This is a genomic window from Streptomyces sp. 7N604, assembly GCF_052245475.1.
GTDB lineage: Bacteria > Actinomycetota > Actinomycetes > Streptomycetales > Streptomycetaceae > Streptomyces.
The window spans coordinates 187343-212039 of sequence record NZ_JBQQBX010000009.1; the positions used below are offsets into that span (position 1 = coordinate 187343).

A 24697-nucleotide genomic window follows, 5' to 3' on the forward strand; every position below is an offset into this window, starting at 1 on the left:
AGGGAGCCGGCCATGCGCGCACGCGACCTGGCTGTGGAGTACGAGTCGGTGACCGTGGACAGCGACGCGCTCGACGCGGCCCGGCTGATGGCCGAGCACAGGCTGCCGGGGCTGCTCGTACTCGACGCGGTCGGCACGCCCAAGGCGATCCTGCCGGCCTCGCAGCTGGTGAAGGTGCTCGTGCCGCCGTATGTCATCGAGGACCCGAACCTCGCCGCGGTCGTGGACGAGCAGCACGCCGACCGGCTGGCCTCCGCGCTTCAGGGGCGGCGGGTCGGCGACTGCCTGCCGCGCAGCTTCCCCGAGCCGCCGATCGCCGCGCCCGACGACACCGCGCTCGAGGTCGCCGCCCTGATGGCGCGGGCGCGCAGCCCGCTGGTGGCGGTCTGCGAGAGGGACAAGGCGGGACTGCGTCTGCTCGGTGTGATCACCGCCTCCCATCTGCTCAACAGGCTGCTGGCGGTGGCCTCGTGAGGGGGGAGGCGCGAGCGGGGTGAACGACTGGCAGAGCTGGGCAGCGATCGCGATCTTCGCGGGCACGTACACCGTGATCATCGGCGAGTGGGTGCACCGGGTGGCCGCCGCGCTCGCCGGCGCCGGTCTGATGCTGGCGATCCGGGCGACCGACGACTCCTCCGCCTTCTACTCCGAGCGCAGCGGTGTGGACTGGAACGTCGTCTTCCTGCTGCTCGGGATGATGATGATCGTCGGGGTGCTGAAGAAGACCGGCATGTTCGAGTACCTGGCGATCTGGGCGGTGAAGCGCGCCCGCGCCAGGCCCTTCCGGGTGATGGTCATGCTGATCCTCATCACCGCAGTGGCCTCCGCCGTGCTGGACAACGTCACCACGGTCCTGCTGATCGCCCCCGTCACGCTGCTGGTCTGCGAGCGCCTCGGCCTGCCCGTCGTCCCCTTCCTCATCGCCGAGGTCTTCGCCTCGAATATCGGCGGAACCGCCACCCTCGTCGGCGACCCGCCCAACATCATCATCGCCAGCCGCGCCGGCCTGACCTTCAACGACTTCCTGGTCCATCTCGCCCCGCTCAGCGCCGTCCTGACGGTGGTGCTGATCGGCCTGAGCCGCTTCCTCTTCCGCACGTCCTTCGTCTACGACGAGAAGCGGGCGGAGGAGGTCATGGCCCTGGAGGAGCGCGAGGCGATCCGTGACCCGCGGCTGCTGATCCAGGGCCTGGCCGTGCTCACCGTGGTCGTGGCGGGCTTCGTGCTGCACCCCGTGCTGCACTACGAGCCGAGCGTGGTCGCCCTGCTCGGCGCCGGTCTGCTGGTCGCGGTCTCGGCGGCGGAGACGAGCGATGCGCTGAGCGAGGTCGAGTGGCCGACCCTCGCCTTCTTCGCGGGCCTGTTCATCATGGTCGGCGGCCTCATCGAGACCGGTGTGATCTCCGATGTCTCGCAGGCGCTCGCGGACGCGATCGGCGGTCATGAACTCGGCGGCTCGATGCTGCTGTTGTGGGCTTCCGCCGTGTTCTCCGGCATCGTCGACAACATCCCGTACGTGGCCACGATGGCGCCGATCACCAGCGACCTGGTACGGAATGTGGCGGGCGGCGACGATCACGTGCTGTGGTGGGCGCTCGCCCTCGGCGCCGACCTCGGCGGCAACGCCACACCGATCGGCGCATCCGCGAACGTCGTGGTGCTGGGCATCGCCGAGCGCAACCGCACGCCCATCGGCTTCTGGGAGTTCACCCGGTACGGGCTGGTGGTGACAGCCGTGACGGTGGGGCTGTCGGCGGGCTGGATCTGGCTGCGGTACTTCGTGGTGGCGTGACGGCCGCTCAGGAGCGCTCAGGAGCACTCAGGCGTAGGACCAGCCGGACCAGCGGCTCACGGTGATCGTGACGACCGGCCCCTCCGGGGGTCGGTCGTCGTACTGCGGGTACTTGGCGCGCAGCAGCCCCACGGGATGCGCCCGGCCCGCCTCGTCCTCCACGATCTCCGCGGTCCCGTCGGCGCGGGCCCACCACAGGGCGGACCAGTCGTCCGCGTAGTGATCGGCCAGCAGGGCGACGCGCTCGTTCTCCCGGATGTTGCGCAGCCGCCGGAGGTCCTGGCTGCGCTTGGGCTTGTGGTCGACGGCGAAGTGCAGCGCGTCGCCCTCCAGCGCGAAGGTGACGGGCACCAGGTGCGGCTGCCCGCCGCCGCTCACGGTGGCCAGGCGGGCGACCGGCGAAGCCCCGAAGCGCCGCCGCGCCTCGGCCGGATCGAGATTCATGCCCCGACCGTACGGGCGCAGCGTCCCGCCGCCCGGCGAACACGCGTCACGACACCACGTCCTTGGTGCGGAACCCGCGGAAGGCGAGGGCGAAGAGCACCAGCGCGTACGCCACCGAGACCGCCGTGCCCTTGATCATGCCGCCCCACTCCAGCTGCGGCTGGAGCGCGTCGGCCCAGGCGAACTGCCAGTGCGCGGGCAGGAAGTCGCGCCACGAGCCGAGCGCCGTGACCTGGTCGAGGACGTTGCCGACGATGGTCAGGCCCACCGCGCCGCCGACCGCGCCCAGCGGGGCGTCCGTCACCGTCGACAGCCAGAAGGCGAGGGCGGCGGTGATGAGCTGGCTGACGAAGATGTACGCGACGACGACCGCGAGCCGCGGCAGGGCCGTGCCCGGGTCGAGGGCGCCGCCGGTGGGGATCTGCAGGTCGCCCCAGCCGTAGGCCGCCGTGCCCGCAACGAGCGCGACCACCGGCAGCAGGACCATCGCCGCAGCGCTGAAGGCCAGCGCCACCGTGAGCTTGCTGAGCAGCAGCCGGGCGCGCGGCACGGGCGCCGCCAGCAGGTAGCGCAGCGAGGACCAGCTCGCCTCCGAGGCGACCGTGTCGCCGCAGAACAGCGCGACCGGCACCACCAGCAGGAAGCCCGCCGAGACGAAGAGGCAGGTCGCGGCGAAGTTCGCGCCGGAGGAGGTGGCCGTGTCGATCAGCGTCACCTGGCCGCCGTCGCGGTCCGGGTCGCCGCCGATGGCGAAGGCGGCGATCAGTATGAACGGCAGGGCGGCCAGCACCCCGGCGACCACCAGCGTGCGGCGGCGGCGCAGCTGGCGCATCGCCTCCACGCGCAGGGGCAGGGTGTGGCGCGCGCGGTAGCCGGGGGCCGAGTCCGCCTGTGCCGCCCCCGCCACGATGTCCCGTACGGTCATGAGCTGCCTCCTCCGATCAGGGTGAGGAACGCGTCCTCCAGGCGCCGGTGCGGGCCGACCCGCTCCACCGGGATCTCCAACCGGACCAGCTCGACGAGCAGTTCCGGGGTGGTGAGCCCGTCCAGCCGTACGAGCAGGCCCTCGTCACTGCGCACCGCGGAGCCGACGCCCGGCAGCGCCGCGACCTTGTCCACCGCGCCATCGGACGGCGGGCCGCCGGCCACACCCACCAGCAGCGTGTCCCCGCTGCCGGTGATCTCCGCGACCGGACCGGCGCTGACCAGCTGCCCGCGGTCCATCACGACCAGGTGCGTGCAGCTCTGCTCGACCTCGGCGAGGAGATGGCTGGAGACGATGACGGTCCGCCCCGCGGCCGCGTACCGGATCAGCACCTCGCGCATCTCGCGGATCTGCGGCGGGTCCAGGCCGTTGGTCGGCTCGTCGAGGATCAGCAAGTCCGGCAGTCCGAGCATGGCCTGGGCGATGGCCAGCCGCTGCCGCATGCCCTGCGAGTACGTGCGCACGGCGCGCTGCAGGGCGTCGCCGAGCCCGGCGATCTCCAGGGCCTCCTCGAGGTGCGCGTCCTCCGGCGGGCGGCCGGTGGCCTGCCAGTACAGGTCGAGGTTGGCCCGCCCGGACAGGTGCGGCAGGAAGCCCGCGCCCTCGACGAACGCGCCGACCCGCGACAGCACCGGCGCGCCCGGCCTGACGGCGTGTCCGAAGATGTGGATCTCGCCGCCGTCGGGCCGGATGAGGCCCATGAGCATGCGCAGGGTGGTGGTCTTGCCCGCGCCGTTGGGACCGAGCAGGCCCAGCACCTGGCCGCGCTCTACGCGGAAGGACAGCTCGCGCACGGCGTACCGGTCCGCGGACTTGGCGTACCGCTTGCTCAAGTCCGTGATCTGCAGCGGTACGTCCGCGAGCGCCGGGTCGGGGGCCGGGGTCGCGGTGCGGCGGCGGCCGGTGAGCAGCAGGGCAGCCGCGGCGGCCGCGCCCGCGAGCGGCAGGCCCCAGGTCCACCACGGCAGGGCCTCGTAGCCGGTCTGCACGTCCGGCGCGGTGGGCAGGGTCAGCGCGCCGCCGCCCCCGGGTCCGGCCTTCCCGCCCGCCCCGTCCAGAGCGATGGAGGACGTGGCGGGCTCGGCCGGGGACGCGTACGCGAGGTCGGTGGTGGCCAGCACGAGCCGCATCCGGTGCCCGGCCTGGAAGTTGTGGTCGACGGCGGGCAGCCGCAGCTCGAGCTCCCTGCCGTCCTGCGCGCCGGTGACGCGCACGGGCGCCACGAGCTGCGAGGGCAGCACGCTGCCGCCGTCGGGCCCGATGTCGTAGACCTTGGCGAAGAGCACGAGATCGTCCGTGCGGGCCTTGACCTTCACGCGCACGGACGGGGAGCCGGTGACGCGCAGGCCCGAGGGCAGGGGCCGGGATTCGAAACTCGCGAACTGGCCTGGGAAGTCGACGGACACGCCGACCCCGAAGGTGGTCAGCTGGGAGAGGCCGCCCGCGCCCGGCACGGCGGAGATCGCGGGCGGGTTGGCCCCGGCCGGGTTGTGGATCCGCTGCTCGCGGCCGGTCAGCGCGATCGTACGGGGCTGTGCGCCGTCGAGACCCGGGTAGCGGTCGCCGGTCGCGCCGCGCAGCTGGGCGCGGCCGTTGGTGGAGTCGATGCCGCCGGTGCGCGAGACGCGGAAGGCCGGGCCCGTGTCGGTGGCCTCTTCGCCCTTGAGGTAGCGGTCGAACCACGCCGTGACGCGCTCCCGCACCCGGTCGGTCTCCTGGTCACCGCCGTCGTGCCCGCCCGCGAGCCAGTCGACGGCGACGGGCGCGCCGTTGGCCCGGATCCGCTTGGCCATCGCGTCGGCGTGGTCGAGGGGGAAGAGGGAGTCGGTCTGGCCCTGGAGGATCAGCGCGGGCACCTTGATCCGCTCCCCGACGGCGGACGGACTGCGGTCCGCGAGCATCTCGCGCGCCTCGGCGTCCGGCTTCCCCGCGACGGCGACCCGCTCGTACATCTCGCACAGGGCGGTCTCGAACCGCCCGCATCCGGGGGCCGTTGAGCCGGGTCCTTCCGGCCCTTCGGTGCCGGCCTCGGCGGACGCGGCGCCGCCCTGCTGCCCGCCGCCGCCCGCGCCCGCGGGTCCCGCGCCGCCCGGGGCCTGGGCGCCGTCGTCGGAGCCGGGTGGGGTCGGGGCCGAGCCCGTGGTGAAGAAGATGCCGGCCCACAGGCGTTTGAACACCCCGTGTGGGAACAGCGCGTCGGCCAGGTTCCAGTACGTGTTCTGCGGGGCGATGGCGTCGACGCGCTCGTCGTACCCGGCGGCGAGCAGCGAGATCGCGCCGCCGTACGAGGCGCCTGCGACACCCACGCGCGGGTCGCCGCCGCCGTCGAGCCGCACCTCGGGCCGCTTCGCCAGCCAGTCGATCAGCATGCTGACGTCGGCCACCTCGTGGTCCGGGTCGTTGATGCCGATCCGCCCCGTGGACTTCCCGAAGCCGCGCGCCGACCAGGTCAGCACCGCGTATCCCTCGCGGGCCAGCTTCTCGGCCTCGCCGCGCATCCGGTCCTTGCTGCCGCCGAAGCCGTGCCCGAGGAGGACGGCGGGGCGGGGACCTGCGCCGGAGTCCGACGTGAAGAAGGAGGTGTCGATCCGCACCTCCTTCTCGCTGCCCGGCGATTCGGGCGCGGCGAGGATACGGTCCTCGCGTCGCACCGCCGCCTCACCGCCGGAGGCGACGGTCCAGGTGGCGGCCCCGGCGAGGACGGCGAGGACGGCGGCGCCGGCGAGCAGCCGCCGGCGCCGCGGGGGCTTGCCCGGCGCCCGGGGGCGGAGCCGGGGCCTGAGGCGGGGCCGGGGCATGCGGAGTTCCATGCTTCGGATCCTACGGACGCCACGTGACATACCGGCCGCCCCCGGGTCGGAATCCGGCATCTCCCTGAGGAGTAGACACGCCCAGCCGCATACCGCGGACGCGGTAGACGGACGGGTCAACGGGGCAGCGGTTCAGCGGTGCTCGGGGTTCTCGAAGTCGTAGCGGCAGCCCGCGTCCCACTCCGAGCGCTGGTTGCCGTACGCGGGGAAGCCGCCTGCGTCCTTCAGGAGCCCGGCCAGGTGGAGCAGGTTCCAGGTCATGAAGGTGGTGTTGCGGTTGGTGAAGTCGTTCTGCGGACCGCCGGAGTCGGTGTCGAGGTAGGACGGTCCCGGCCCCACCTCGCCGATCCAGCCCGCGTCGGACTGCGGCGGGATGGCGTAGCCCAGGTGCTGCAGGCTGTAGAGCAGGTTCATCGCGCAGTGCTTGACGCCGTCCTCGTTGCCGGTGATCAGGCAGCCGCCGGCGCGGCCGTAGTACGCGTACTGGCCGGCGTCGTTGAGGAGCGACGAGCAGCTGTAGAGGCGCTCGACGACGCGCTTGGTCACCGAGCCGTTGTCGCCCAGCCAGATGGGCCCCGCCAGGACCAGGATGTCGGCGGCCAGCACCCGCTCGTAGAGCTGGGGCCACTCGTCGCTCGCGGCGCCGTGCTCGGTCATGTCCGGCCAGACGCCGGTGGCGATGTCGTGGTCGGCGGCGCGGATCTGGTCCACCCGCACGCCTTCCCGCTCCATGATGCCGCGGCTGATGTCGACCAGGCCCTGGGTGTTGCTGGTCTCGGGCGACGCCTTCAACGTGCAGTTGATGAACAGCGCGCGCAGGTCGTCGTAGCGCCGCGGGGGCCTGGTCCGGCCTGCGTCGGCGGATGCGGTCACGGTCTCCTCCTCGGGTCGGCGCCCCCGCGCTCAGCTCACCACGCGGGGGTTGTGCCCGGGACGCGACACGGCCCGGCTTGCCGCCGGGCCGTGTGACGCGCTGCGACCGTTCGGCCGTCCGTGTCGTCGGTTGCGTCAGTGGTTCTTCGGGAAGCCGAGGTCCACGCCGCCGGCTGAGCCCCGGCCGGAGGCCGAATATTCAGCGGGGTCGGCCCAGCGTGTGGTGACGACCTTGCCGCGGGTGTAGAAGCGCACGCCGTCGTTGCCGTAGATGTGGTGGTCGCCGAAGAGGGAGTCCTTCCAGCCGCCGAAGGAGTGGTAGCCAACGGGGACCGGGATCGGCACGTTCACGCCGACCATGCCCGCCTGGACCTCCAGCTGGAACCGGCGGGCGGCGCCGCCGTCGCGGGTGAAGACGGCGGTGCCGTTGCCGTACGGCGAGGCGTTGATGAGGGCGACGCCCTCCTCGTACGTCTCGGCGCGCAGCACGCACAGCACCGGGCCGAAGATCTCGTCCTTGTAGGCGTCCGCGTCCGCCGAGACCCGGTCGAGCAGCGACAGTCCGATCCAGTGGCCGTCCTCGTAGCCCTCGACGGTGAAGCCGGTGCCGTCGAGCACGACCTCGGCGCCCTGCTCCGCCGCGCCGTGCACGTACGAGGCGACCTTGTCGCGGTGGGCCTTGGTGATCAGCGGGCCCATCTCGGAGGTCGGGTCGTCGCCTGGGCCGATCTTGACCTTCTCGGCGCGGTCGCGGATCTTCCGCACCAGCTCGTCGCCGGTCGCACCGACCGCGACCACGGCCGAGATGGCCATGCAGCGCTCGCCCGCCGAGCCGTACGCGGCGGAGACTGCGGCGTCGGCGGCCGCGTCCAGGTCGGCGTCGGGGAGGACCAGCATGTGGTTCTTCGCGCCGCCGAGCGCCTGGACGCGCTTGCCGTTGGCGGAGGCGGTGGTGTGGATGTAGCGGGCGATCGGGGTGGAGCCGACGAAGGAGACGGCCGCGACGTCCGGGTGCTCGAGCAGCCGGTCGACGGCGACCCTGTCACCGTTGACGACATTCAGCACACCGTCCGGAAGGCCGGCCTCCGCCGCCAGCTCGGCGAGCCGGATCGCGGGCGACGGGTCCTTCTCGCTCGGCTTGAGGACGAAGGTGTTTCCGCAGGCGATGGCGAGCGGGAACATCCACATCGGCACCATGGCGGGGAAGTTGAACGGCGTGATGCCCGCGACGACGCCGAGCGGCTGCCGGATCGCGGCCACGTCCACGCGGCTGGAGACCTGGGTGGACAGCTCGCCCTTGAGCTGGGTCGTGATCCCGCAGGCCAGCTCGACGATCTCCAGGCCGCGGGCGACCTCGCCGAGCGCGTCGGAGTGGACCTTGCCGTGCTCGGCGGTGATCAGCTCGGCGATCTCGTCGCGGTGGGCGTCGAGCAGCGCCCGGTAGCGGAAGAGGACCGCGGTGCGCGCGGCGAGCGAGGAGGTCCCCCAGGTCTCGTACGCGGCCTTGGCGGCGGCCACGGCGGCGTCGACCTCGTCGGCGGAGGCGAGCGCGACCCGGGTGGTCTGCGCGCCCGTCGCCGGGTCGGTCACCGGGCCGTAGGTGCCGGACGCGCCCTCGACGGACTTCCCGCCGATCCAGTGGTCGATGGTCTTCATGAGTGCGAAGCCTTTCTCGAGGGTCTGGGCGCGAAGGGTGGGGGCGCCGGTCAGAGGTGGCGGCGGCGGCCGGCTGCACGACGGTCGTACTCCTCCCGGGCCTTCACGGCTGCCGGGCGGGTGGCGGTCTCGGCTACAGGAACATCCCACCACGCCTGCGCGGCGGGCGCGCCGGACACTGTGTCGGCTGTTTCGGTCTCCACATAGACACATGTGGGGCGATCCGAGGCGCGGGCGGCGGCCAGCGCTTCGCGCAGCTCACGGACGGTCTTCGCGCGGAGCACGGCCATGCCGAGGCTGGCGGCGTTGGCGGCCAGGTCGACGGGCAGCGGGTCGCCGGTGTACGTGCCGTCGTCCGCCCGGAAGCGGTAGGCGGTGCCGAAGCGCTCGCCGCCCGTCGCTTCGGAGAGCCCGCCGATCGATGCGTAGCCGTGGTTCTGGACGAGGACGAGGTTGATGTTGATGCCCTCCTGGACCGCGGTGACGATCTCGGTCGGCATCATCAGATACGTGCCGTCGCCGACCAGGGCCCACACCGGGCGGTCGGGGGCGGCCAGCCGTACGCCGATGGCGGCCGGGATCTCGTAGCCCATGCAGGAGTAGCCGTACTCGAGGTGGTACTGGCGCGGGGACCGGGCCCGCCACAGTTTGTGCAGGTCACCGGGGAGGGAGCCGGCCGCGTTGATGACCACGTCCGCGTCGCCGACCACCGCGTCGAGCGCGCCGAGCAGCTGCGTCTGGCTCGGCCGTACGGTCTCGTCCGCGGCCCCGTACGCGCGGTCGACCTCCTGCTCCCAGCGCTCCTTGCCCGCGCGGTACTCGATCTCGTACAGCTGGTCGACGCGGTGGCCGCTCAGGGCTCCGGCGAGCGCTTCGAGCCCGGCGCGCGCGTCGGCGACCAGCGCGAGCCCGGCCATCTTGTGGGCGTCGAAGGGCGTGACGTTCAGGTTGAGGAACCGCACCGCCGGGTTCGCGAAGAGGGTGCCGGAGGCGGTGGTGAAGTCGGTGTAGCGGGTGCCGACGCCGATGACCAGGTCGGCCGCGCGGGCGAGGTCGTCGGCGACTGCCGTGCCGGTGTGGCCGATGCCGCCGACGTCGGCGGTGTGGTCGTGGCGCAGCGAGCCCTTGCCCGCCTGGGTGGAGGCGACCGGGATGCCGGTCGCGTCGGCCAGCGCCTTCAGGGCGTCCTCGGCCTCGCTGTGGTGGATGCCGCCACCCGCGATGATCAGCGGCCGGGCGGCGGCCCGTACGGCTCCGGCTGCTTCGGCGAGGGCGTCGGGGTCGGGCGCGGGGCGGCGGACGTGCCAGATCCGCTCCGCGAAGAAGTCCTCGGGCCAGTCGAAGGCTTCGGCTTGGACGTCCTGCGGGAGGGCGAGGGTGACGGCGCCGGTGTCGGCCGGGTCGGTGAGGACCCGCATGGCCTGGAGGGCGGCCGGGATCAGTGACTCCGGCCTGACGATCCGGTCGAAGTACGTCGACACCGGGCGCAGACAGTCGTTGACCGAGATGTCCCCCGCGTACGGGGCCTCGAGCTGCTGGAGGACCGGGTCCGCGGGCCGGGTGGCGAAGACGTCGCCGGGCAGCAGCAGGACCGGGAGCCGGTTGACCGTGGCCAGGGCCGCTCCGGTGACGAGGTTGGTGGCGCCGGGGCCGATGGAGGTCGTGACGGCGTGCGCGGACAGCCGGTTGGACTGCCGGGCGTAGCCGACAGCCGCGTGGACCATGGCCTGTTCGTTGCGTCCCTGGAGGTACGGCATGCGCTCACCGCCGGTTTCCAGCAGCGCCTGGCCGAGGCCCGCGACATTGCCGTGGCCGAAGATGCCCCAGCAGGCGCCGATCAGCCGGTGCCGCCGGCCGTCCCGCTCGGCGTACTGCCGGGACAGAAACTCCACCAGCGCCTGGGCGACGGTGAGCCGGCGGGTCGGGCGGGTGGTCATTGGGGGCCTCCAGCTGGGGCTTCGTAGAGCGGCAGGCGCGGGTCGACGGGCTGTTCGGGCCAGGTGGAGCGGATCCAGGTGTGGTCGGGGTGGTCGCAGATCAGCCACGCCCGCTCAGCGCCGGGGCCCGCCATGACGTTGAGGTAGTACATGCCGTGTCCCGGCGCGGCGATGGACGGGCCGTGCCAGCCGTCGGGGATGAGCACGGCGTCGCCGGTGCGGACCTCGGCGAGGACGTCGGTGCCGCCGGTCCTGGACGGCGAGACCCGGTGGTAGCCGAGCCCTTCGGTGTCGTGCGCCGGGGCGATCTCGAAGTAGTAGATCTCCTCCAGCTCCGACTCCTCGCCCGGGCGGTCCTCGTCGTGCTTGTGCGGCGGATACGAGGACCAGTTGCCGCCGGGGGTCAAAACCTCCACCGCGATCAGCCTGTCCGCCTCGAAAGCCCCTGCCGCGCCGAAGTTGTTGACCTGGCGGGAGCAGTTCCCTGCGCCGCGCAGCTCGACCGGCACATGTGATGCGGGGCCGTAGCGCGCGGGCAGGCGGCGCTCGCAGCGGGCCCCGGCGAGCGCGAAGCGGCCGCCGCCGCGCGAGGCAATGGACACCTGGGTGTCGCGCGGCACGTACGCGAAGTCCGTCACGCCCGCGAAGACGCTCTCGCGGCCGTGAAGCCGGAAGGCCTCGCCCTCGGTGGCCACCGTGCAGGCGCCGGACAGCGGCAGCACGATCCACTCGCTGTCCTCGGTGCCGAAGGTGTGCCAGCCGCCGGGCGGCAGCTCCAGGACGCGCAGGCCGGAGTAGCCCCAGCCCGCCTTCTTCGGATCGATGTCCACGGCGTACGGGCCGTCGGCCGCGCTCCCGGCCGGGAGGTGGAAGCTGGTGGAAGTCATGGGTTCAAGTCTCCTGCGGTGTGCGGTGTCGGGCACGGCCCCTGTGCGGTGTCAGGCACGGGCCAGGAGGTCCCCGACCTCGGCCGCGGTGCCGTCGCGGTGCACGGCGAGGACGCCCTTGGGGCCCTGCTTGACGACGGCGAGCTGCACGCCCGCGTCGAGCAGCGCCTCGGCCGCGAGGCGGGGTTCGCGCTCGCCGGTGGCGACCTCGCACTCGTCGAGGTTGCCGACGGCGACGGTGGCGTGCGCGAGGGCTTCGGCGTAGTACGGGCGGGCGGCGCCTTGGCATCCTGCCTGCCCTCGGACATACGGCGCTCGGTGGCCGAACGGGTCGTCACCCGTGCGGCTGATGACGGCGGCGCGGCGGCCGAGCCGGGCGGCGGCGACGGCGACATTGGTGGGAGAGCCGCCGAGGAACTTCCCGAACGTCTCGACCTGGGCCAGTGGCACGCCGGTCCGGAGCGGGTCGACATCGACCCCGATCCGGCCCATCGTGAGCAGGTCATACGGGCTGTTGGGGTCGTCCGGCTCGTACGGCTCAGGCATGTGCGCCCCTTTGTTCGCTTCGTTCGCTCGGCTTTGGTCCGCTCGGCCGGGCCGGCCCGGTGACAGGTGTAGCCCTGACCGTCGTGCACCGTCAATACTTTGTCCTTACATCCGGACCTGGCGGAGGCACCAGGGTCCACCCAAAGACAGAATTGACGTTACGTCCTTATGTCAGGACGAAGTCTTGACACTCGCCGGAGCGGGGTGAAGGCTACGCGGCATGACAGCCAGCCAGCCCCTGTCCCCCGCTCCTGCACTCGACCGGATCCGGGTCGGCTCCGCACCCGACTCCTGGGGAGTGTGGTTCCCCGACGACCCGCAGCAAGTCCCCTGGCAGCGCTTCCTCGACGAGGTCGCGCAGGCCGGCTACTCCTGGATCGAGCTCGGCCCGTACGGCTACCTCCCCACCGACCCCGCCAGGCTCGCCGACGAGACCGGCCGCCGCGGTCTCACGGTCTCGGCGGGCACGGTCTTCACCGCGCTGCACCGCGGTCCCGCCGTCTGGGAGTCCACCTGGGAGCACGTCGCCCAGGTGGCCGAACTGACCCGCGCCATGGGCGCCCGGCACCTCGTCGTCATCCCGGCCTTCTGGCGCGACGACAGGACCGCCGAGCAGCTGGAGAGCCCCGTGCTCACCGCCGAGCAGTGGCGCGACCTGGCCACCGGCATGGAGCGCCTCGGCCGCGAGGTGCGCGAGCGGTACGGGCTCGGCATCGTCGTCCACCCGCACGCCGACACCCACATCGACGGCGAGGAGAACGTCGCCCGCTTCCTGGACGCGACCGACCCCGACGTCGTCAACCTCTGCCTGGACACCGGTCACTACGCCTACTGCGGCGGCGACAGCGTCAAGCTCATCGAGACCTACGGCGAGCGGATCGGCTATCTGCACCTCAAGCAGGTCGACCCGGAGATCCTCGCCGATGTCGTCGAGAACGGGGTGCCCTTCGGCCCCGCGGTCCGGCGGGGGGTGATGTGCGAGCCGCCGAACGGCGTACCGGAGCTGGAGCCCGTACTGGCCGCGGCGCAGGGTCTGGGTGTCGACCTGTTCGCGATCGTCGAGCAGGACATGTACCCCTGCCCGCCGGACCAGCCGTACCCGATCGCCGAGCGCACCCGCCGCTTCCTCCGCAGCTGCGGCGCGTAGGCCCCGTTCCCTTCCCCGCCCCTGCCCCGCTCGCCCGCTGGGCCCCGGCCCACAGCCCGAACACGAACGCCAGCAACGACTCCTCGAGGGACACCATGACGAAGCACGGAACACTCGGCGTAGCCGTGATCGGCACCGGGAGGATGGGCGCCGACCACGTCCGCCGGATCAACGCCGTCACCAGCGGCGCCCGGGTCGCCGCGGTCGTCGACATCGACGCCGAGCGGGCGAAGCAGCTCGCCGACGGGATCGACGGATGTACGGCCTACACCGACCCGGCCGGCGCCATGGCCTCCCCCGACGTCGATGCGGTCCTCATCGCCTCGCCGGGCCCCGTCCACGAGGCCGCCCTGCTCCAGGCCTTCGAGCGCGATCTGCCGGTGCTGTGCGAGAAGCCGCTCACCCCCGACGCCGCCTCCGCCCTGCGCGTGCTGGAGGCGGAGCAGAAGCTGGGGCACCGGCGCGTGCAGGTCGGTTTCATGCGGCGCTACGACGCCGAGTACCTGAAGCTCAAAGCGCTGCTGGACAGCGGGCAGTTCGGCCGGCCCCTGCTGCTGCACTGCCGGCACCGCAACGCCTCGACCCCGCCCGGCTTCACCAGCCAGATGATGATCAACGACTCGGTGGTGCATGAGATCGACACCACCCGCTGGCTGCTGGAGCAGGAGATCACGGCGGTGACCGTGCTGCGTCCGCGTCCGTCGAGCGCTGCCCCGGACGGCCTGGCCGACCCCCAGTTCGTCCTCTTCGAGACGGCCGGCGGCGCGGTCGTGGACGTGGAGATCTTCGTCAACTGCGGCTGGGGCTACCAGGTGCAGTGCGAGGCGGTGTGCGAATCCGGCAGCGCGCGGGTCGGCGACGGGCACGCCATGGTCACCAACGCGGCGGGCCGCTGGGGCGGCGAGATCGACGCGGACTTCGTCTCCCGCTTCGAGGACGCCTACGACCGCGAGGTTCAGCAGTGGGTGGACGCGACGCGACGCGGCGAGGTGGAGGGTCCCACCGCCTGGGACGGCTATGCGGCCGCCGCGGTCTGCGAGGCGGGCGTACGGGCCCAGGCCACCGGCGAGCGTACGTCCACGAACCTGATCGAGCGCCCCGCGCTCTACCGCTGAGTCGGCGGGTCCGGCTGGAGCGGCAGGGCCGACAGGGCCGACTGGGCAGACAGGGCCGGCTGGGCAGACAGGCCGCCGTCACCCGGGCTGATCCCCCGCCACCCCGCGTAAGGTCCCGCTGCTCGAACTGCCACGACTGGTGACCGAGCTGGGCTGCGAGTGGACGGAGCTCTCGCCGCGCCGCGAGGACTCCACCCGGCCATCCCGACACCCGCCACCCCGTTGACCGACGAATATCTCAACCGCCACTGGAGCTGACCTATGCGTATCGGATTCCTCGGCGCGGGCCGCATCGGCGCCTTCCACGCCGAAGCCCTGCAGGCCACGCCCGGTGTCGACAGCGTGCTGATCGGGGACGTGGACAGCGGCCGGGCCACCGAGCTCGCCGACCGGATCGGCGCGCGGGCGGCGGAGTCGGTGGACGCCGTCTTCGCCGCGGGCGTCGACGCCGTGGCGATCGCCACCGCCACGGCCTCCCACGCCGAACTGATCATCCGCGCCGCCCGCGCAGGTCTGCCCGCCTACTGCGAGAAGCCGGTCGCCCTCGACCTGGCCGGGACGGTCCGCGCCCTCCGGGAGGTCGAATCGGCCGGGACCATGCTGCACATGGGCTTCCAGCGGCGGTTCGACGCCGGGTACCGGGCGGCCAAGGAGACCGTACGGGCCGGGCGGCTCGGCAGGCTGCACACCATCCGGGCCATCACCTCCGACCCCGTCCCGCCGCCACCCTCGTTCCTCCCCCTCTCCGGCGGGCTCATCCGGGACTGCCTGGTGCACGACTTCGACGTCGTACGGTGGCTGACGGGCCGTGAGGTCGTCGAGGTGTTCGCCACCGGCGCCAACGGCGGGGCCGCGTTCTTCCGCGAGGCCGGAGACGTGGACACCGCGGCGGCGCTGCTCACCCTGGACGACAGCACCCTCGTCACCGCCACCGCCACCCGCTACAACGGCGCAGGCTACGACGTACGCATGGAACTCTCCGGCGAGCGCGACCAGCTCGTCGTCGGGCTCGACGCCCGTACGCCCTTCACCTCCGCGGAACCCGGGGGCCCCGAGCCCCCCGCCCGCCCCTGGACCGGTTTCCTGGAGCGCTTCGCTCCGGCCTACCGGGCTGAACTCGCGGCCTTCGTACAGGCAGCGAGCGGTGAGGCCCCGAACCCCTGCTCCGGCCAGGACGCCCTGCACGCGCTGCTGGTCGCCGAGGCCTGCGAGCTGTCACGGGCCGAGCGCCGGCCGGTCCGGCTGACGGAGATGAGCGAGCTGATCGCCGATCTTCACTGATCTTCGGTCTTCGCTGATCCCCGACCCTCGCTGGCCTTCGGTATTCGCCGGCGGTCGGTCTTTCGTCGGTTTCGGCCCGCCGATGACCTGTTGACTCCTCCCCCCTTTGGTCCGGCCTTTGCCACAGTTGTCACGATTGCGCGTGTTTCGCGTCACAGCCGGTCAACAGCCCCTCCCCTGTGCTCGAACCGTGTCGTTGACGGGACACAGGCTGACTGGCCACGAGCGGTTATGTCGCAGCTCCCCCGCCGGCTCCCTCCGGGCCGCGCTGCGACTGCCGCGAGGAGGTGCTCAGATGACCGATCGCCGGCTGTGGTCGTACAAGGAGATCGCCGCACACATCCGCGTACAGACCAACACCGTCCGCTCCTACCGGAAGCACGGGCTGCTGCCGCCCCCCGACCACGTGGAGGGCGGCAAGCCCTACTGGTTCGCCGACACGATCCGCGCCTGGGTCGCCAGACGGCCGGGAAACCGGGGGCGGTACAGCCGCGAGTAGCGGCCGCCAGCCCGCACTACGGACGTCCCGCGCCCACCGGATTCCGCTCCGGCGAGTCCTCGGGCGGGGACCCGGAGCCTGACCCGGTCCCGGAGCCTGACCCGGTCCCGGAGCCGGAGCCGGCCCCAGAGCCGGAGCCGGGCCCGGAGTCGGAGCCGGGCCCGGAGTCGGAGCCGGAGTCGGAGCCGGGCCCGGACCCGGACCCGGAGCCGGCGCGAGGGCCTTCGCCATCTCCCGCCGGGCTCTCGCCCTCGCTGAGGCCTATTCGGGCGTGCAGCCGGCGCAGCGGTCCCGGCGCCCACCAGGTGGCCCGCCCGGTGAGCCGCATGACCGCCGGGACCAGCAGACTCCGCACCACCATGGCGTCCATGACCACGGCCAGGGCGATCCCCAGGCCGAGCATCTTGGTGTTGGTCACCCGCGAGGTGCCGATGGCCACCATGACGACGGCGAGGATGACGGCGGCTGCGGTGATGAGCCCACCGGTCCGCTGGAGGCCGAAGACCACCGCGCCTTGGTGGTCGCCGGTCCTGTCGTACTCCTCCTTGATCCGGGACAGCAGGAACACGCCGTAGTCCATGGACAGTCCGAAGGCGACGCAGAACATCAGCACCGGCAGGGTGGTCTCGATGTCCCCGGTGGAGGTGAAGCTCAGCAGCCCCGACAGATGGCCGTCCTGGAAGACCCAGACCACGGCGCCGAACATCGCGGTGAGGCTGAGAGCGTTGAGCACCACGGCCTGAAGGGGTATCAGCACGCTCCCGGTGAGCAGGAACACCAGCAGCAGGGTGACCACGGTGATGATGGCAACGGCCCACGGAAGCCGGTCGGCTATGGCGTCCTTGGAGTCGACCAGGACGGCGGCGGTGCCGGTGACCGAGGTCTCGAGCGGCGAGTCCACCGCCCGGATGTCCCGCACGAGCTGCTGGCTCGCGGCGTCCACGGCCTCGCCCTTGGGCAGCACGCTGATCTGGGCCGCGCCGCCCGCGCGCCGGGCCGCCTCGGCAGGCCCCGGCTCCTGGGCGCGCTCCCCGCGGACGTACTGGCCGGTCGGCCCGTCCACTCGCAGTACGCCCGGCAGTCCGGAGACCCGGCTGCTGTAGCGGCCCAGTTCCGCGGCGGACGGGCCGGACGGGCCGCCCTCGGCGAGGACCTCCACCGCGCCGCCCGGACTGCCCGGGAAGCCGTCCCGGATGTGCTGCTGCACGACATGGGACTCGGCTGTCGCGGGCAGCTGCCGATCGTCGGCGGTGCCGAACTTCACCCCCAGGAAGGGCAGTCCGAGCAGCACGAGACCGGCCGCGGTGGCGACCGCGAAGAACGGCGCCCGCCGCATCACCAGCCGGGCGGTGCGCGCCCACCCCGCCCCGCTCTCCCGGCCCCGGCCGCCCGCCTCCTGCGCAGGCCGTCCCCGCCGCAGCAGCCTGCGCAGGTCCAGCGCGTTCACCCGATGACCGAGCAGCACCAGCGCCGCGGGCAGCACGACGAGTGCGGCGGCCGCGGCCAGCAGCACGACGGCGATCCCGGCGTACGCGAAGGAGCGCAGGAAGTACTGCGGGAAGACCAGCATCGCGGCGAGCGAGACGGCGACGGTGAGCGCGGAGAACAGCACCGTGCGCCCCGCGGTCCGCAGCGTCGCGGCCACGGCCGGCAGCGGCCCGGCCCCGCCCGCGAGCTCCTCGCGGAACCTGCGGACGATGAACAGGGCGTAGTCGATGGCGAGTCCGAGGCCGAGCGCCGTGGTGAGGTTCTGCGCGAAGACCGAGACGTCGGTGAACTCGGTGATGCCGCGCAGTACCGCGTTGGTGCCCAGGATCGCCACGATGCCGACGGCCAGCGGCAGCAGGGCGGCGATGGCGCTGCCGAAGACCATGACGAGCAGGACGAGGGTGACGGGCAGGGCTATCGCCTCGGCCCGCAGCAGGTCCTCCTGGATGGTGGTCTGCAGCTCGTGACGCACCGCGACCGGTCCGCCGAGCGAGACCTCCACCGGGCCGTGCTGCCCCCGGTACTCGGATCCTATGCGGTCGAGCACGTCCGCCGCCGCGTTCTCGTCTCCCCCGATCCGGGCCGTGATCATCGCCTCGCGGCCGTCCTCGGCCCGCAGCGCCGACGAGCGCGTCTGCCAGTACGAGGTGACGCCGGTGACGGACTTCTCCTTGCCGAGCCGCCCCGCGAGCCGGGCCGCCTCGGCCGCCACCGCCGGGTCGTCCACCCGCGCCCGGCCGCTGTCGACGAGGAGTATGAGATTGGGCTGGGAGGCCGGGAACTCCCGCTCCAGCGCCTTGGTCGCATACGAGGACTGGGAGTCCGGCGCCTCCCAGCCGCCGCTTCCCATCCGGTCGGCGACCCCACTTCCCCCGACCACGGCCAGGGCCGTGAACAGCAGGGCGAGCAGCAGCGAGAGCCTTGGCCGGGCGGTGACCGCCCGGGTCCACCCCCCGGCCTCTCGGTTGACATCACGCATGGCGCAGGTGTCCCCTTCCCCCTGATAGCCAATAGACTGGCAAACACGAGCGCCCGCTCGCGTTCACACAAGAATGCGAGCGACCACTCGCGTTTGTCAACCAAACACTGAGAGCTGGGGATTGCGCGTGAGGAAGGCCGGCGCGGCCGAGAACGGGACGAGCAGCACCTCCGCCGCCGACGGAACAGCGAAGCCACGCCGCAGGCAGGCCCGCGGCGAGCGCCGCATGGCGCAGCTGCTCGAGGCCGCGGCCAGCGTGTTCTGCAAGGTCGGCTACACCGCCGCCAGCACCAACGCCATCGCCCGCGAGGCCGGCGTCTCGCCCGGCACGCTCTACCAGTTCTTCCCCAACAAGGAGGCCATCGCCGTAGAGCTCGGTGAGCGCTTCACCCACGAGATGCGCGAAGCGCACAGCCAGGTCTTCACCGAGGCCAACGCCGCACTGCCGCTGCCCGAGATGCTGGACGCGATCCTCGACCCGCTCATCGAGTTCAACTGCCAGAACCCCGCGTTCCTCGCCCTCATCAGGAGCTCCGACATCCCCGGCAGGATCGTCGAGGATCACGACGCGCTGCACGAGTCACTGCTCGCCCGCGTCGACGACATGATCTCCCTCTACGTCCCCGAACTGCCGGCCGACCAGCGGGCCCGTACCGCCGCGATGGCGTTCGCGCTGTTCAAGGCGGGCCTGGAACTCGTCCTCGCCCACGAGGGCGCCGAGCGGGACGCGTACGTCGCGGAGCTCAAGGCATCCCTCTACCGCTACCTCGCACCCGTCCTCGGCACCGAGGGCTCGGAGGCAGGCGAGGAATACGGGCCCGCCGAGGGCTCATCAGCCGCCGGGTCTGCCGGGGGACCCGAGGCCGCCGGGTCTGCCGGGAGCGCCGAGGCCGCCTGGTCTGCCGGGGCCCCCGGCGCCACCGGTGCCGCCTCCCCGAAGCCCTGACCCGCGGCCGGACTCCGCCGCCCGCGCGCGGCCGCCTGAATCATCCCGCCGGCCCCGGCCACCACCGCCGAGACCCCGATGCCGATGGCCGCGGCGTACAGCGGCTCGCCCGCCGCCGCGCTGCCGAGATAGCCGAGCCCCACCGAGTACGTCGCCCAGATCGCCTCGGCGATGCCCGCGCCGATCAGATAGCGCCGCGCCGGGTAGCGCACCACGCCTGCCGCGAGACCACCGACCAGACGCCCGCTGGGCAGGAAGCGTACGGCGGCCACGAAGGGCACGCCGTGCCGCTCGATCCGCAGAGCCAGCCACTCCAGCAGGGCCCGGCGCCTGCGATTGCGTCCCATCCAGCCCTGCACGGGGCTGCTGAACCGCCGCCCCGTGGCGTGCATGAGCAGATCGCCGAGGAGCGCGCTGCCCGCGACCACGAGCAGCACGAGCGCGAGGTCCAGACTGCCGCGCGAGGCGAGGACGCCCGCGGCCACCAGGAGTCCGGAGTTGGGCAGGAGCGGCGGGGCAGTCGTGAGCGCCAACAGACCGTAGATCCACAGCACTTCCATGAGGGGCCGCCCCTCGCCGAGGAGCCGCACCACCTGCGCCACGCCCGTTGGACGAAGCCGACAGATGCGGGCTGGATACGACAAAGCCTACCCGCGGTCGCCGTGCGGCCCGCCCGAAACACATACCCCCTAGGGGTACAGTGGGACGCCGAAGCGCGATACACCCTCTACAACCTGCAAGCGCAAGGAGAGCTTCCCATGAGCACCGAGAGCACGACCGGGCCCGTCACCGCCACCTATCGGGTCAAGGGCATGACATGCGGCCACTGCGAGGGAGCCGTGACCGAAGAGATCTCCGCCGTCGAGGGGGTGGCGTCCGTCAGGGCCGTCGCCACCACCGGGCTGGTCACCGTGGTCTCCGCGGCCCCGCTGGCCGATGAGGCCGTACGCGCCGCCGTCGACGAGGCCGGTTACGAGTTCGCCGGTCCGGCCTCCTAGGAACCGCCATGACCAGTACGGTTCCGGCTCCTTCGCCATCCCCCTCGCCCGCGGCGACTGCGGGCGACTCAGGCCCGGACGCCTCGCGGATCGAGCTCACCATCGGCGGCATGACCTGCGCGTCCTGCGCCGCGCGCGTCGAGAAGAAGCTCAACCGCATGGAGGGCGTCACCGCCACGGTCAACTTCGCCACCGAGAAGGCCGTGGTGTCGTACGGGGCCGGGCTCGAAGTCGCCGACCTCATCGCCACCGTGGAGAGGACCGGCTACACGGCCGTCCCGCCCCCGCCGCCCGAGCCGGAACCGTCCACTCCGCCCGCCGCCGGTGCGCACGCGGACGGCGCGCGCCCCCCAGCCGACGACGAGGGTGAGGCCGGAGCCCTGAGGCAGCGGCTCCTGGTCACGCTGCTGCTGGCCGCGCCCGTGGTCCTCATGGCCATGGTGCCCACCCTGCAGTTCGACAACTGGCAGTGGCTGTCCCTGACCCTGGCCGCGCCGGTCGTGGTGTGGGGCGGGCTGCCCTTCCACCGGGCCGCCTGGACGGGCGCGCGGCACGGCGCGGCCATCATGGACACCCTCGTCTCCCTCGGCACGCTGACCGCCTTCGGATGGTCCCTGTGGGCGCTGTTCTTCGGCCACGCCGGGATGCCCGGCATGCGGCACGGCTTCGACCTCACCGTCTCCCGTACGGACGGGTCGTCGACGATCTACCTCGAGGTCGCGGCCGGAGTGACCGCCTTCATCCTGCTCGGCCGCTACCTGGAGGCGAAGTCCAAGCGCAGGGCGGGCGCAGCGCTGCGCGCCCTGCTGGAACTCGGCGCCAAGGACGTGTCGGTGCTCCGCCCCGGCGGCCACGAGGAGCGGATCCCCGTCGCACGGCTGGCGGTCGGCGACCGGTTCGTCGTACGCCCCGGCGAGAAGATCGCCACGGACGGTCGCGTGATCGAGGGCGAATCGGCCGTGGACGCCTCGATGCTGACCGGCGAGTCGGTGCCGCTGGACGTGTCCGCGGGCGACGGCGTGACCGGCGGCACGGTCGGCGTCTCGGGGCGCCTGGTCGTCGAGGCCACCCGGGTCGGGGCGGACACGCAACTGGCGCGCATGGCCGCGCTCGTCGAGGACGCCCAGAGCGGCAAGGCGCAGGTGCAGCGGCTCGCCGACCGGATCTCGGGGATCTTCGTGCCCACCGTGCTGCTCGTCGCGCTGGCCACGCTGGCGTTCTGGCTGCTGGCCACCGATGACATGACCGCGGCCTTCACCGCCGCCGTGGCGGTGCTGATCATCGCCTGCCCGTGCGCCCTCGGCCTGGCCACGCCGACCGCGCTCATGGTCGGTACGGGCCGGGGCGCGCAACTCGGGATCCTCATCAAGGGCCCGGAGGTCCTGGAGTCCACGCGCCGCGCGGACACCGTCGTGCTGGACAAGACCGGCACCGTGACCACCGGGAGGATGACCCTGCAGGGCGTCCTCACGGCCGGTGGAGACGACGGGACTGACGGGGCCGCGGGACAGGACGAGGCCGCGGTACGGGACGAGGCCGGGGTACGCGAACTGCTGCGGCTCGCGGGCTCCCTCGAGCACGCCTCCGAGCACCCGGTCGCCCGCGCGATCGCCGCGGCCGCCCTCGAGCGCGTGGGACCGCTGCCCACGCCGCAGAGCTTCGAGAACGTCGCCGGTCTCGGCGTCCAGGGCGTCGTCGACGGCCGGAAGGTGCTCGTCGGCCGCCGGAGACTCCTCGAGGAGAGGTCGGTCGAGCTGCCGGAGCGGCTGGCCGCCGCCATGACCGAGGCCGAGGCGGAGGGGCGTACGGCCGTGGCCGTCGCCTGGGACGGCAGCGCCCGGGGCGTGCTCACCGTCGCCGACGCCGTCAAGGAGTCGAGCGCCGAGGCGGTGGCCGAGCTGCGCCGGCTCGGCCTGACTCCCGTGCTGCTGACCGGCGACAACCGGCCCGTCGCCGAGTCGGTGGCCCGCGCGGTGGGCATCGGCGAGGTCATGGCCGAGGTGCTGCCTGAGGAGAAGGTCGACGCCGTGCGGCGGCTGCAGAGCGAGGGCCGGGTCGTCGCCATGGTCGGCGACGGCGTCAACGACGCGGCGGCGCTGGCGGCCGCGGACCTGGGCCTGGCCATGGGCACGGGCACGGACGCGGCGATCGAGGCCGGCGACCTGACGCTCGTACGGGGTGATCTTCGGGTGGCGGCGGACGCGATCCGGCTCTCCCGCAGGACGCTGACGACGATCAAGGGCAATCTCTTCTGGGCATTCGGCTACAACGTCGCCGCACTGCCGCTGGCCGCCGCCGGGCTTCTCAACCCCATGATCGCCGGGGCCGCGATGGCCTTCTCGTCGGTCTTCGTCGTGACCAACAGCCTCAGGCTCCGAAATTTCAGATGAGTCGGGCACCTTCACAGGGCCCCGAGACTTTTACATAATCCCCACATGGGTCACAGCACTCTTACGCAGGGGCCTCGATCTTCAGATCGGGGCTCTTGCCCGTATTGGTGCACTTATGGCAAGAGACCCAGATCACAGAGTTGGCAACGTAACCATCTTGGGGGGTCGCGAGTCTAACCATTGCGATGCCACACTCCCGGCGGGGTGAGGCATCAGCAAGACCGGGTTCGTCTTGGGGGACGGACTGGGTTTGTGCGTGGCCGGGGCACGTGCGCGGGGAGCTTTGAGCGGCCCTCCCGACCGTACGGGTCCCGGCAGTCGCACGGGCGTACCCGTGAACTGTATGGCCAGCAGACGCCCGGCCGGATCCCGTGGGGGGAATCCGAACCGGGAAAGGGAAGCGCCCCGCTGATCGACCCGTGGGGGGATCGATCGGGCGGGGCGCTTTCCGCCGTTCCGCGTCAGTCTTCCGCGAGTTGCGCGAGTTCCGCGTCTTCCGCGAGGGGTCCGCTCAGCGGGCGGTCCGGATCCAGCGAGTGGTCCGGATCCGGAGCGGTGACCTCAGCGCTTCTCGACCGGGATGAAGTCGCGCTCGACGATGCCGGTGTAGATCTGGCGCGGGCGGCCGATGCGGGAGCCCGGCTCCTTGATCATCTCGTGCCACTGGGCGATCCAGCCGGGGAGCCGGCCGAGCGCGAAGAGCACGGTGAACATCTCGGTCGGGAAGCCCATGGCCCGGTAGATCAGACCGGTGTAGAAGTCCACGTTCGGGTAGAGCTTGCGGGAGACGAAGTAGTCGTCGGCGAGCGCGTGCTCCTCGAGCTTGAGGGCGATGTCGAGCAGCTCGTCGGACTTGCCGAGCGCCGAGAGGACGTCGTGCGCCGCCGCCTTGATGATCTTCGCCCGGGGGTCGAAGTTCTTGTAGACGCGGTGTCCGAAGCCCATCAGCTTCACGCCGTCTTCCTTGTCCTTCACCTTGCGGATGAAGGTGTCGACGTCGCCGCCGGAGTTGCGGATGCCCTCGAGCATCTCGAGCACCGACTGGTTGGCGCCGCCGTGCAGCGGCCCCCACAGGGCGCTGATGCCCGCGGAGATCGAGGCGAACATGTTCGCCTGCGAGGAGCCCACCAGGCGCACCGTCGAGGTCGAGCAGTTCTGCTCGTGATCGGCGTGCAGGATGAGCAGCTTGTCCAGGGCGCTGACCACGACCGGGTCGAGGTCGTACTCGGCGGCCGGCACGGAGAACGTCATGCGCAGGAAGTTCTCGACGTAGCCGAGGTCGTTGCGCGGATAGACGAACGGGTGGCCGACCGACTTCTTGTACGCGTATGCCGCGATGGTCGGCAGCTTGGCGAGCAGCCGGACGGTCGACAGGTCGCGCTGCTGCTCGTCGAACGGATTGTGGCTGTCCTGGTAGAACGTCGACAGGGCGCTGACCACGGAGGACAGCATGGCCATCGGGTGCGCGTCGCGTGGGAAGCCGTCGTAGAACCGCTTGACGTCCTCGTGCAGCAGCGTGTGGATGGTGATCTGCTCGCGGAAGCTCGCCAGCTCGTCGACGGTGGGCAGCTCGCCGTTGATCAGCAGGTACGCGACCTCGAGGAAGGTGCTGCGCTCGGCCAGCTGCTCGATCGGGTAACCGCGGTAGCGCAGGATGCCCTGCTCCCCGTCGAGGTACGTGATGGCCGATTTGTACGCGGCGGTGTTGCCGTAACCGCTGTCCAGGGTCACCAGACCGGTCTGACCTCGGAGCTTTCCGATGTCGAAGCCCTTGTCACCGACGGTGCTCTCGACCACCGGGTAGGTGTACTCGTCGTCCCCGTACCGCAGTACTACAGAGTTGTCGCTCACGTCTTCCCTCACCGACGTTGTGCCTCTTTTTCGAGGTGCCCTGACTATCTCCAGCTTCCCCCATTTGGCACGG

General features: G+C 72.1%; 18 protein-coding genes and 2 pseudogenes. 9 read left to right on the forward strand and 11 right to left on the reverse strand.

The features are described from left to right. Positions 1-12: 12 nt before the first annotated feature. Positions 13-474, forward strand: coding sequence for a CBS domain-containing protein (locus ACTWP8_RS12420; protein WP_443322191.1), 462 nt, complete (start codon positions 13-15; stop codon positions 472-474). A 19-nt stretch (positions 475-493) separates the two neighbouring features. Further along, complete coding sequence (locus ACTWP8_RS12425) at positions 494-1792, forward strand: ArsB/NhaD family transporter (RefSeq protein WP_443322192.1); 1299 nt, start codon at positions 494-496, stop codon at positions 1790-1792. Between the two features lie 27 nt (positions 1793-1819). Here the strand turns inward: ACTWP8_RS12425 and ACTWP8_RS12430 are convergent, their stop codons facing one another. The 8 genes and pseudogenes from ACTWP8_RS12430 to ACTWP8_RS12465 all read right to left on the reverse strand — a co-directional run. After that, complete coding sequence (locus ACTWP8_RS12430) at positions 1820-2236, reverse strand: TIGR03668 family PPOX class F420-dependent oxidoreductase (protein WP_443322193.1); 417 nt, start codon at positions 2234-2236, stop codon at positions 1820-1822. Positions 2237-2282: 46 nt separating this feature from the next. Further along, positions 2283-3161, reverse strand: a complete 879-nt coding sequence (locus tag ACTWP8_RS12435; RefSeq protein WP_443322194.1) for an ABC transporter permease — start codon at positions 3159-3161, stop codon at positions 2283-2285. Further along, complete coding sequence (locus ACTWP8_RS12440) at positions 3158-6031, reverse strand: alpha/beta fold hydrolase (protein ID WP_443322195.1); 2874 nt, start codon at positions 6029-6031, stop codon at positions 3158-3160. The genes ACTWP8_RS12435 and ACTWP8_RS12440 overlap by 4 nt, the downstream gene beginning before the upstream one ends. Before the next feature lie 132 nt (positions 6032-6163). Beyond that, on the reverse strand, positions 6164-6904 hold the full coding sequence (locus ACTWP8_RS12445; RefSeq protein ID WP_443322196.1) for a flavodoxin family protein: 741 nt from the start codon (positions 6902-6904) through the stop codon (positions 6164-6166). A gap of 135 nt (positions 6905-7039) precedes the next feature. After that, a complete protein-coding gene (gene mmsA / locus ACTWP8_RS12450; protein ID WP_443322197.1) occupies positions 7040-8560 on the reverse strand; it encodes a CoA-acylating methylmalonate-semialdehyde dehydrogenase in 1521 nt (506 codons plus the stop codon). Positions 8561-8610: 50 nt separating this feature from the next. Next, positions 8611-10497, reverse strand: coding sequence for a 3D-(3,5/4)-trihydroxycyclohexane-1,2-dione acylhydrolase (decyclizing) (iolD, locus tag ACTWP8_RS12455; protein ID WP_443322198.1), 1887 nt, complete (start codon positions 10495-10497; stop codon positions 8611-8613). Further along, positions 10494-11384 (reverse strand): 5-deoxy-glucuronate isomerase, encoded by an 891-nt coding sequence (iolB, locus tag ACTWP8_RS12460; protein WP_443322199.1) that lies wholly within the window; start codon positions 11382-11384, stop codon positions 10494-10496. Before iolB ends, iolD begins: the two co-directional genes overlap by 4 nt. 75 nt (positions 11385-11459) lie before the next feature. Continuing rightward, positions 11460-11930 (reverse strand): annotated as a pseudogene (locus tag ACTWP8_RS12465) (PfkB family carbohydrate kinase); the annotation flags it as partial. Positions 11931-12150: 220 nt separating this feature from the next. Here ACTWP8_RS12465 and ACTWP8_RS12470 point away from each other — a divergent pair. The 4 genes from ACTWP8_RS12470 to ACTWP8_RS12485 all read left to right on the forward strand — a co-directional run bounded on the left by ACTWP8_RS12470 (position 12151) and on the right by ACTWP8_RS12485 (position 15972). After that, positions 12151-13077 (forward strand): sugar phosphate isomerase/epimerase family protein, encoded by a 927-nt coding sequence (locus ACTWP8_RS12470; RefSeq protein ID WP_443322200.1) that lies wholly within the window; start codon positions 12151-12153, stop codon positions 13075-13077. Positions 13078-13172: 95 nt separating this feature from the next. Then, positions 13173-14192, forward strand: a complete 1020-nt coding sequence (locus ACTWP8_RS12475) for a Gfo/Idh/MocA family protein (protein WP_443322201.1) — start codon at positions 13173-13175, stop codon at positions 14190-14192. Between the two features lie 261 nt (positions 14193-14453). Continuing rightward, on the forward strand, positions 14454-15473 hold the full coding sequence (locus tag ACTWP8_RS12480) for a Gfo/Idh/MocA family protein (protein ID WP_443322202.1): 1020 nt from the start codon (positions 14454-14456) through the stop codon (positions 15471-15473). Between the two features lie 295 nt (positions 15474-15768). Then, positions 15769-15972 (forward strand): helix-turn-helix transcriptional regulator, encoded by a 204-nt coding sequence (locus tag ACTWP8_RS12485; RefSeq protein ID WP_443314687.1) that lies wholly within the window; start codon positions 15769-15771, stop codon positions 15970-15972. A 16-nt stretch (positions 15973-15988) separates the two neighbouring features. Here the strand turns inward: ACTWP8_RS12485 and ACTWP8_RS12490 are convergent, their stop codons facing one another. Beyond that, positions 15989-18439 carry an MMPL family transporter gene (locus tag ACTWP8_RS12490; protein ID WP_443322203.1) on the reverse strand — a complete coding sequence of 817 codons (2451 nt, stop codon included), beginning with the start codon at positions 18437-18439 and terminating at the stop codon, positions 15989-15991. A 127-nt stretch (positions 18440-18566) separates the two neighbouring features. On the opposite strand from ACTWP8_RS12490, the gene ACTWP8_RS12495 reads away from it, so the two are divergent. Then, positions 18567-19385 (forward strand): TetR/AcrR family transcriptional regulator, encoded by an 819-nt coding sequence (locus ACTWP8_RS12495; RefSeq protein WP_443322204.1) that lies wholly within the window; start codon positions 18567-18569, stop codon positions 19383-19385. Positions 19386-19573: 188 nt separating this feature from the next. Here the strand turns inward: ACTWP8_RS12495 and ACTWP8_RS12500 are convergent. Further along, positions 19574-19945, reverse strand: a pseudogene (locus ACTWP8_RS12500) (DedA family protein); the annotation flags it as partial. Between the two features lie 198 nt (positions 19946-20143). Between ACTWP8_RS12500 and ACTWP8_RS12505 the strand changes: the two are divergent. Further along, positions 20144-20383, forward strand: coding sequence for a heavy-metal-associated domain-containing protein (locus tag ACTWP8_RS12505; RefSeq protein WP_443322205.1), 240 nt, complete (start codon positions 20144-20146; stop codon positions 20381-20383). Positions 20384-20391: 8 nt separating this feature from the next. Continuing rightward, on the forward strand, positions 20392-22773 hold the full coding sequence (locus ACTWP8_RS12510; RefSeq protein ID WP_443322206.1) for a heavy metal translocating P-type ATPase: 2382 nt from the start codon (positions 20392-20394) through the stop codon (positions 22771-22773). A gap of 561 nt (positions 22774-23334) precedes the next feature. Here ACTWP8_RS12510 and ACTWP8_RS12515 read toward each other — a convergent pair. After that, complete coding sequence (locus tag ACTWP8_RS12515; RefSeq protein WP_443322207.1) at positions 23335-24624, reverse strand: citrate synthase; 1290 nt, start codon at positions 24622-24624, stop codon at positions 23335-23337. Between the last annotated feature and the right edge of the window lie 73 nt (positions 24625-24697).

Excerpts from the sequence above, each read along its gene's own strand:
- iolB (WP_443322199.1), bottom strand. The coding sequence starts at position 11,384 with ATGACTTCCACCAGCTTCCACCTCCCGGCCGGGAGCGCGGCCGACGGC.
- ACTWP8_RS12485 (WP_443314687.1), top strand. The coding sequence starts at position 15,769 with ATGACCGATCGCCGGCTGTGGTCGTACAAGGAGATCGCCGCACACATC.
- ACTWP8_RS12430 (WP_443322193.1), bottom strand. The coding sequence starts at position 2,236 with ATGAATCTCGATCCGGCCGAGGCGCGGCGGCGCTTCGGGGCTTCGCCG.
- ACTWP8_RS12420 (WP_443322191.1), top strand. The coding sequence starts at position 13 with ATGCGCGCACGCGACCTGGCTGTGGAGTACGAGTCGGTGACCGTGGAC.
- mmsA (WP_443322197.1), bottom strand. The coding sequence starts at position 8,560 with ATGAAGACCATCGACCACTGGATCGGCGGGAAGTCCGTCGAGGGCGCG.
- ACTWP8_RS12490 (WP_443322203.1), bottom strand. The coding sequence starts at position 18,439 with ATGCGTGATGTCAACCGAGAGGCCGGGGGGTGGACCCGGGCGGTCACC.
- ACTWP8_RS12505 (WP_443322205.1), top strand. The coding sequence starts at position 20,144 with ATGAGCACCGAGAGCACGACCGGGCCCGTCACCGCCACCTATCGGGTC.
- iolD (WP_443322198.1), bottom strand. The coding sequence starts at position 10,497 with ATGACCACCCGCCCGACCCGCCGGCTCACCGTCGCCCAGGCGCTGGTG.
- ACTWP8_RS12470 (WP_443322200.1), top strand. The coding sequence starts at position 12,151 with ATGACAGCCAGCCAGCCCCTGTCCCCCGCTCCTGCACTCGACCGGATC.
- ACTWP8_RS12475 (WP_443322201.1), top strand. The coding sequence starts at position 13,173 with ATGACGAAGCACGGAACACTCGGCGTAGCCGTGATCGGCACCGGGAGG.
- ACTWP8_RS12510 (WP_443322206.1), top strand. The coding sequence starts at position 20,392 with ATGACCAGTACGGTTCCGGCTCCTTCGCCATCCCCCTCGCCCGCGGCG.
- ACTWP8_RS12480 (WP_443322202.1), top strand. The coding sequence starts at position 14,454 with ATGCGTATCGGATTCCTCGGCGCGGGCCGCATCGGCGCCTTCCACGCC.
- ACTWP8_RS12435 (WP_443322194.1), bottom strand. The coding sequence starts at position 3,161 with ATGACCGTACGGGACATCGTGGCGGGGGCGGCACAGGCGGACTCGGCC.
- ACTWP8_RS12440 (WP_443322195.1), bottom strand. The coding sequence starts at position 6,031 with ATGGAACTCCGCATGCCCCGGCCCCGCCTCAGGCCCCGGCTCCGCCCC.